This is a genomic window from Methylobacterium sp. WL116, from assembly GCF_008039455.1.
In the GTDB taxonomy this organism is placed as follows: domain Bacteria; phylum Pseudomonadota; class Alphaproteobacteria; order Rhizobiales; family Beijerinckiaceae; genus Methylobacterium.
The window spans coordinates 1-7,921 of the sequence record NZ_VRUV01000200.1; the positions used below are offsets into that span (position 1 = coordinate 1).

Below are 7,921 nucleotides of genomic sequence, written 5' to 3' on the forward strand. Positions count from 1 at the left end.
ATGCCCGACCGCGAGCGGCGGACGCCCGAACCCGTCGGCGGCGAGGTGCGCCAGCGTCCGCTCGCCGGTATCGGCGGAATTCACGACGATGGCGGCCGCGTGCCGGCCGATGGTCCGCAGGCGCCGGCGATGGCGCTCGGCCTCGCCGGGCCGGCCGTATTCGGGATGGGTGATCGGGATCAGGTCGTGGACGAAGAACGCCGGCCGCACGTCGGTGCGGGTGTAGAGCCAGTCGAAGCGCTCCGGCTTGTCGAGGCGCAGGTGCGAGGTGTGCAGGTAGAGGCTGCCCTCCGGCAGGGCCGAGATCGGCGCGGCGCGCAGGATCCCGAGCACGGTCTCGGCCTGGATGCGCCGCCGGCGGATCGTGCCGGACCGCTGGTCGCGCCCGGCGACGGCCTCCGCCGGGCGGTCGGTGAGCCGTGCCTCGAGGCGGCGGTAGACCGGATCGGATTCGGCCACCACGTCCTCGGTCCAGCCGTCCGCGACCGCGTCGACGATGCGGGACGCGTGGTCCCGATCGAGGATGCGCGGCCCGAGGCCGGTCGAGACCAGCCCGAAGCGCGCGCCGGCGCCGTCGAGCACGTGGCGGGCATAGGCGAGGTCGACCCGGTCGATCCCGGACGGGCTCGCATGGCGCAGGCGGGTGACGAGGCGGGTGAGGTCGAAGGCGATCGGCCGTGTCGACATGATGCTCCGGATTGCGGCCCCCATGCAGGCCGGCCGGGTGTTACCGGGCCGAGGCGCGGAGGGCCAGCCGGTGCGATGCCTCGGGTTCGAACCGTTGGCCGATCGGGAACCGGTCGCGGTCGGCATATCGCAAGCCGGACGACGAGGAACGGGAGCCTGCGCCGGGGGCGGCCGCCGCCCGCCGCCGGCGACGGATGAAGGCTCTCGCGGCACGCGACGGACCGACCGCCGGGTTGCGCGCCCGGCTCCGGGCAGCCGTCAGCCGATCGACGCCTTTCCTCGTGCCGCCCGTCCCGGCAGGAAGCGATCCTTCATCTCCAGCACCTTCTGCACCTGGGCCCCGAGCGTCAGAAGCTGCACGAGGCGTTGCGTGTCGAGGCGGCGCACGTCACCGTACCAGCCGGCGAATAACTCGAAGAGATCGCGCATCTCGGTCAGGCGTTGCTGGGCGTAGCGTTCGTCGTCATCGCTCGGCGCCTCCATCAGCAGCTCGCGCAGCAGCGTCAGCGTCGGGTCGATCTCGCGCTTCTTGCGCTCCTCCACCAGGGTCCGGACGATCTGCCAGATGTCCTCCGGCGTCGAGAAGTAGTCGCGGCGGTCGCCGGGCCTGTGCTGAAGGCGGACGAGGCTCCAGGCCTGGAGCTCCTTGAGCCCCATGCTCACGTTCGAGCGGGACAGGCCGAGCTTGTCCACGATCTCCTCGGCATTGAGCCCCTGCGGCGACACGAACAGCAGCGCGTAGATCTGGCCGACCGTGTGATTGATGCCCCAGCGGGAGCCCATCTCGCCGAAATGCAGCACGAAGGCTTGCACGAGGGGAGGAAGCTGCATCGCCCGCTATGCCTTGAGCCAGAGGCGCAGCACGAAGGCGATCCCGCCCACGACGACGACCCCGCCGATCCAGAGGGCCACGAACCAGCCGAGCCGGCCGGCCCAACGCGGCATCAGCCCGCTCAATGGTAGCCGTCCGCGCCGACCTTGCCCCGGAAGACCCAGTACGCGTAGGCGGTGTAGGCGAGGATGACCGGGATGAGGACGCCCGCGCCGACCAGCATGAAGATCTGCGAGGATCTCGGCGAGGCCGCCTCCCAGATCGTCACCCGGCCGGGGACGATGTCGGGATAGATGCTGATTCCCAGACCGACATACGACAGGCCGAACAGCCCGAGCGCCAGCAGGAACGGCGCCCGCTCGGCCCCGCGCATGAGCGTCCGGAGGAACAGGACGCTGCCGAGCACGACCAGCAACGGCACCTGAGCCGTCAGCAACACGTTCGGCCAGGCGAACCAGCGGGCGGCGAAGGCGGCGTCGAGCAGCGGGGTCGCCGCGCTCACGGCCGCGATGCAGACGATGGTGGCGATCCCGAACCGGAACGCCATGCGTCGGCCAAGTTCGCGCGTCGTTCCCTCGGTCCGCATCACGAGCCACGTGGCGCCTAAGAGCGCGTAGCCCAGCACGAGGCTGATCCCGGTGAACAGGCTGAACGGCGTCAGCCAGTCCCACCGCCCGCCGCCGTAGCCGCGCCCGGTGACGGCGATGCCCTGGAGGAGAGCGCCCAGGGCGATGCCCTGCGCCAGGGCGGCGACCAGCGAGCCGCCCGCGAAGGCGACGTCCCAGAAGGCGCGATGGTGGGGATCGCGCCAGCGGAATTCGAAGGCCACGCCTCGGAAGACCAGGCCCAGCAGCATGGCGACGATCGGTGCGTAGAGGGCGGGCAGGATGATCGCGTAGGCGAGCGGGAACGCAGCGAAGAGGCCGCCGCCGCCGAGCACCAGCCACGTCTCGTTGCCATCCCAGACGGGCGCGATCGAGTTCATGGCGACGTTGCGTTCCTCCCCGGCCCGGAGGCTGGGAAACAGCAGCCCGACGCCGAGATCGAAGCCGTCCATCACCACGTAGGCGAAGACCGCGAACGCGATCACGAAGGCCCAGACCGTGGAGAGATCGAAGGCGGCGTTCATGGCTCCTACTCCGCCGGCTGCAGATGGCGATCGGGATCGACGGCGGGCGCGGGCGTGAGGCCGGCGGCGCGGATCGGCAGGCCGACCTCGGGGCCTTCCTCGCCGCGATGGGGCGCATGCGCCATCAGCCGCAGGATGTAGAGGATCCCCATGCCGAAGACCGAAAGGTAGATCACGACGAAGGCGAGCAGCGAGCTAGCGACGGCCGGCACCTGCAGCGGAGACGCGGATTGCGCGGTGCGCAGCAGGCCGTAGACCGTGAAGGGCTGGCGGCCCACCTCCGTCGTGATCCAGCCGGCCAGCACCGCCACGAAGCCCGCGGGCCCCATCGTCACCGCGACGCGGTGCAGCCAGGTCGTCTCGTAGAGGCGCCCGCGCCACCGCGCCCACAGGCTCCACAGGCCGACGCCCAGCATCGCGACGCCGAGCCCGACCATGATGCGGAACGACCAGAACACGATCGGCACCGGCGGCCAATTCGCGCGCGGGACGCTGTCGAGCCCATCGAGGGCTGCGTCGAGCGAATGCTTCAGGATCAGCGACGAGAGCTTGGGCACCTCCAGCGCCTAGCGGACGGTCGCCGCGTCCTGGTCCGGCAGGCCGAACAGGATGAGCGGAGCCCCGTCCGGATGACCCCGGAAGTGGCCCTCCATCGCCATGACCTTGGCCGGTTGATGCGCGAGCGTGTTCAGGCCGTGGGCATCGCCCGCGAGGATCTGGAGCGGCGCGACGCAGGCCAGCATCCACATCGCCATGGAGAACATGGTGCGGGCGCCCGCATTGGCGCGGTCCCGCAGCAGGTGCCAGGCGCCCACGCCGCCGACCACGAGCGCCGTCGTCAGGTAGGCGGCCAGCACCATGTGCACGAGCCGATACGGGAACGACGGGTTGAAGACGATCGCCCACCAATCGAGGGGCACGAACTGACCTTGCGCATTCGTGCCGTACCCGGCCGGCGTCTGCATCCAGGAATTGACGGATACGATCCAGAACGCCGAGAAGCCGGTGCCGACCGCCACCATCAGGGTCGCCAGCATGTGCAGGCCGCGGCCGACCTTCTTCATGCCGAACAGCATCACGCCGAGAAAGCCGGCCTCCAGGAAGAAGGCCGACATGACCTCGTAGGCCATCAACGGCCCGAGCACCGGGCCGGTCCTGTCGGAATAGACCGACCAGTTGGTGCCGAACTGATAGCTCATCACCAGGCCGGAGACGACGCCCATCGCGAAAGCGATGGCGAAGATCTTGAGCCAGTAGTGGAAGAGATTGATGAACACCTCGCGGCCGGTCGCCAGCCACAGACCTTCGAGCACCGCGAGGTAGCTCGCCAGCCCGATCGAGAAAGACGGGAAGACGATGTGGAAGGCGACGGTGAACCCGAAATGCGCCCGCGCAAGCGTCAGCGCGTCGATCTCGGATAGGAGAGACATGCCCGCGGCCTCGTCGATCTCGTCATTTCAGAAATTACCGAAATGACGATAAGAATGCAAGCCTATACGACGCACAAGGATAGGTCGGTTGTCGCATCGGCGGATGCCGTCGGGACCACGGGCCTGCGGGCGGGCGCCGAAGGTACGCGCCATCGCCGACGCCGCGATCCGACGACGAAGCCCCGACCCGCCGGCCTCGGCCGATCCGGCCGGCTTCGGGGGGCGCTTCGGAGCCCGTCCGACGACGGGCGCCGCCGAGCCGCCTCGGAAGGGCGGTGGCGGCCGGCGCCTCAGTACGTCCAGCGCTGCGCCTTCGAGACGAGGAAGTCGCGGAACGCCTGGACGCGGGCGACCGTGCGCATCTCCTCGGCGTAGACGAGATAGCTCTCCAGCGTCGGCATCTCGCTGTCGCGCAGCACCTGGACGAGGTGGTCGTCGCCGTCGACCGCGTAGTCCGGCAGGATGCCGATGCCGGCGCCGGTCTCCATCGCCCGCTGCAGCGCGCCGATGTTGTTGACGGTGAAGGCGACCGGGCGGCGCTCGCGGCCCTCGCGGCCGACATTGGCGAGCCAGTGCGCCGCCAGCAGGTAGGACGGCTCGTTGCCGCCGAAGGAGACGAGGCGGTGCTCGTCGAGGTCCTCGACGGTCTTGGGCTCGCCGAAGCGCTTGACGTAATCCTGGCTGGCGAAGGCGTGGTAGTGCACCGTGAACAGCCGGCGCTGGATCAGGTCGGGCTGGGCCGGCCGGCGCATGCGGATCGCGACGTCGGCCTCGCGCATAGCGAGGTCGAGCTCCTCGTTGGTCAGGATCAGCTCGATCCGCACGTCCGGGTAGAGGTCGAGGAATTCGGCGACGCGCTGGGCGAGCCACGCGGTGCCCAGCCCCACGGTGGTGGTCACCTTGAGGTCGCCCGACGGCCGCTCGCTGGTCTCGACGAGGCGGGCGCGGGTGTTCTCCAGCCGGAGCTTCATGTCGCGCGCGGCGCGGAACAGAAGGTCGCCCTGCTCGGTCAGGATCAGGCCGCGGGCGTGGCGGTGGAACAGCGGCGCCTTCAGCTCGCGCTCCAGGGCACTGATCTGGCGGCTCACCGCGGATTGGCTCAGGCCGATGTCGTCGCCGGCACGGGTGAAGCTGCCGGCTTCCGCGACGTTGAGGAAGATCCGGATCTTGTCCCAATCCACGGCGAGACTCCCTCACGCACCCAGACGACGCCGAGGCACGCGCGCCCCATTCCGGCCACCCGCGCCGTCGACCGACGCGGGCGTTTCCCGGCCCCGCTGCGACGCATCGGACCCGGCTGCGGTCGAACGGGCCCGGCCTCGTCGCGACGCCCGTCACTCATGCGTCCTGAGCATGGTCGCGCGCAAGGCGCCGCAAAAAGAAAATGTTGACAGATCCTCGGCGTGGGGCCGAACCGCGCAGTCCTCACCCGCCCGAACGGGGATTCGGGCCGGTGGACGAGCTCGCGCCTACTCGGCGGCGGCCTGTCGCGGGCTCTCGCCGATGTCGAGGTTGGCGAGGTACTTCTCCGCTTCCAGCGCAGCCATGCAGCCCATGCCGGCCGCGGTGATCGCCTGGCGGTAGACGTCGTCGGTGACGTCGCCGGCCGCGAACACGCCGGGAATCTCGGTCTCGGCGGTGCCGGGGCGGACGCTGAGGTAGCCGCCGTGGCGCATCGCGAGCTGGCCCTCGAACACCTCGGTCGCCGGCTTGTGGCCGATCGCGACGAACACGCCGTCGACCGGCACCGCGCTGGCCTCGCCGGTGCGGGTGTCCTTGAGGCGCAGGTGCGTCACCGACGGCGCGGGCGTGGTGGTGCCGCAGATCTCGTCGATCTCGCGGTTCCACAGCACCTCGACGTTCGGATGCTTGAACAGGCGCTCCTGCAGGATGCGCTCGGCGCGGAAGCTGTCCCGGCGGTGGATCACCGTGACCTTCGAGGCGAGGTTGGCGAGGTACAGAGCCTCCTCGACGGCCGTGTTGCCGCCGCCGACCACCGCCACCGGCTTGCCGCGGAAGAAGAAGCCGTCGCAGGTGGCGCAGGCCGAGACGCCCCCGCCCTGGAACTTGGCCTCCGACGGCAGGCCGAGCCACTTCGCCTGGGCGCCGGTGGCGATGATCAGCGCGTCGCAGGAATAGGTCTCGCCGGAATCGGCCTCGAGCCGGAACGGGCGCACCTTGAGGTCGACCTTGGTGATGTACTCCGACAGGATCGTGGTGCCGACATGCTCGGCCTGGAGCCGCATCTGCTCCATCAGCCACGGCCCCTGGATCGCCTCGGCGAAGCCCGGATAGTTCTCGACGTCGGTGGTGATCATCAGCTGGCCGCCGGGCTGGAAGCCCGAGATCAGCAGCGGCTGCACCATGGCACGGGCCGCGTAGATCGCGGCCGTGTAACCGGCCGGCCCCGAACCGACGATGATCAGCCTGGAATGGGTGTGGGCCATGACGTCCTCGAATCCCTCGCTCTAAGCCTCGGCGACGTGCCGGCCGGCCGGCAGACCGCCCTGTGCCGCCCGGAAGGCGGCGTAGCCGTCGGCGAGCGCCTGGGCGATCACCGGCGTGGCGTTGATCGGCTTGTAGGCCAGCGGCTCCAACCGCCCGGTAAACGGCCGCAAGGCGCCGGCCATCGCCAGCCCCGCGAACATCCGCCGGTGGCGGATATAGGTACGCGGCAGGTCGAACAGCAGCACCGGCGCGCCGGTGGACACCGCCTCGCTGACCATGTTCGCCGAATCGGAGGTGACCACCACCGCGTCGGCCAGCGCCAGCATCGCCACGTAAGGGTTGTCGCCGCCGCCGTCCCAGAGGAAGCCGCCGGTCTCCGAAACAAGCGTGCGGATCGCGTCGCGCAGTGGGTCCGGCGTGCGGCGCGAGACGGTGACCATCAGCCGGCAGCCCGACCCGGCGAGCTTGCGCAGGTCGTCGACCAGGCGCTGCATGTCGAGGGCGCGATAGCTCAGGTGTCGGCTGTCCCCGCCGATCAGCACCGCGACCCGCGGCCCGTCGAGCGCCGTCAGCCGGGGGTCCGGCCGCGCGCGGGCGGCCGCGATCCGCTCGGCGGTGACGAGGTGCGGCGCGGTCAGCGTGGTGAAGACGTTGGGGCCGCGCAGGTCGTCGTAGTCGGGCACCCAGATGAAGTCGGCGCTGTCGTGCCCGGTGCGCGGGTCCTTCAGGAAGGCGGTGAAGGTGCGTCCCGGCCCGGCCCGGCGCATCGCGCGGAGATAAGGCACCGCGCGCCGCCCGGAGGCGATCAGGATGTCGGGATAGGGCCCGGCCAGCGCGCCGCGGCTGCGATACGGGCCCTGGCGCGGGTCGATCGGCCCCCACGGCGCCGTCCAGCCGAACGGGCCGTGCGACGGCACCCGGCGGATCTCGTAGGACAGGCGAAGGGTCTCGGCGATGCCGACGCACTGGTTCTCGTCGCCGGCCTTGCCGTCGGTGACGATCCAGGCGCGGGCGCCGGAAAGCGCCGGGGCGGCGTGCGTCTCGGAGGAGGGGATCACGTCAGTCGACGGGCAGGTTGCGGACGAGCCAGTCGGCGTAGATGTCGGCGATGGCGGTCACGCGGCTCCGCTCGGATTGCGGATCGTACCACGCCCCGCCGAAGCTCGACGGGGTGGCGGTGAGCTGCGGGTGGCGCCCGAGGATCGCGCCGTCGCGGGCGACCAGCAGCGCCTCGCCGTCGAGGTAGTCGTTCTGCGAGCCGCCCCCGAAGCCGGAGCGGCCGCTGTTGTTGCCGCCGGCGTAGGGCCGCAGCGAGAAGCCGCGGACCAGGACCACGAGGCTCGGGCCGCGGCCGCCGAGGCGGGCCGCGAAGCGGCTGCGCAGGGCCGCGGTCAG

At 70.7% G+C, this 7,921-nt stretch carries 7 protein-coding genes and 2 pseudogenes; all 9 read right to left on the minus strand.

Annotation, left to right across the window (positions count from 1 at the left end; translation table 11 throughout):
- A pseudogene (locus tag FV223_RS15125) lies at positions 1-687 on the minus strand (glycosyltransferase family 1 protein); the annotation flags it as partial.
- Positions 688-945: 258 nt separating this feature from the next.
- Entirely contained in the window at positions 946-1,518 is a 573-nt protein-coding gene (locus FV223_RS15130; protein ID WP_147727814.1) for a GbsR/MarR family transcriptional regulator, read from the minus strand.
- A gap of 6 nt (positions 1,519-1,524) precedes the next feature.
- A complete protein-coding gene (locus FV223_RS15135) occupies positions 1,525-1,632 on the minus strand; it encodes a DUF2474 domain-containing protein (RefSeq protein ID WP_147727815.1) in 108 nt (35 codons plus the stop codon).
- A gap of 8 nt (positions 1,633-1,640) precedes the next feature.
- Positions 1,641-2,648 carry a cytochrome d ubiquinol oxidase subunit II gene (gene cydB / locus FV223_RS15140; protein ID WP_147727816.1) on the minus strand — a complete coding sequence of 336 codons (1,008 nt, stop codon included), beginning with the start codon at positions 2,646-2,648 and terminating at the stop codon, positions 1,641-1,643.
- Between the two features lie 5 nt (positions 2,649-2,653).
- A pseudogene (locus tag FV223_RS15145) lies at positions 2,654-4,078 on the minus strand (cytochrome ubiquinol oxidase subunit I).
- A gap of 290 nt (positions 4,079-4,368) precedes the next feature.
- Positions 4,369-5,259, minus strand: a complete 891-nt coding sequence (locus FV223_RS15150; protein ID WP_147727817.1) for a LysR family transcriptional regulator — start codon at positions 5,257-5,259, stop codon at positions 4,369-4,371.
- A gap of 288 nt (positions 5,260-5,547) precedes the next feature.
- Positions 5,548-6,525, minus strand: a complete 978-nt coding sequence (gene trxB, locus FV223_RS15155; protein WP_147727818.1) for a thioredoxin-disulfide reductase — start codon at positions 6,523-6,525, stop codon at positions 5,548-5,550.
- Positions 6,526-6,546: 21 nt separating this feature from the next.
- On the minus strand, positions 6,547-7,584 hold the full coding sequence (locus tag FV223_RS15160) for a mitochondrial fission ELM1 family protein (RefSeq protein WP_147727819.1): 1,038 nt from the start codon (positions 7,582-7,584) through the stop codon (positions 6,547-6,549).
- 1 nt (position 7,585) lies between these two features.
- Positions 7,586-7,921, minus strand: a 336-nt coding sequence (locus FV223_RS31805) for a hypothetical protein (protein ID WP_246689691.1), incomplete at its 5' end; no start/stop codon positions are given.

Coding starts and splice junctions, on each gene's coding strand:
- cydB (WP_147727816.1), bottom strand. CDS start 2,648: ATGAACGCCGCCTTCGATCTCTCCACGGTCTGGGCCTTCGTGATCGCG.
- FV223_RS15135 (WP_147727815.1), bottom strand. CDS start 1,632: ATGCCGCGTTGGGCCGGCCGGCTCGGCTGGTTCGTGGCCCTCTGGATC.
- FV223_RS15130 (WP_147727814.1), bottom strand. CDS start 1,518: ATGCAGCTTCCTCCCCTCGTGCAAGCCTTCGTGCTGCATTTCGGCGAG.
- trxB (WP_147727818.1), bottom strand. CDS start 6,525: ATGGCCCACACCCATTCCAGGCTGATCATCGTCGGTTCGGGGCCGGCC.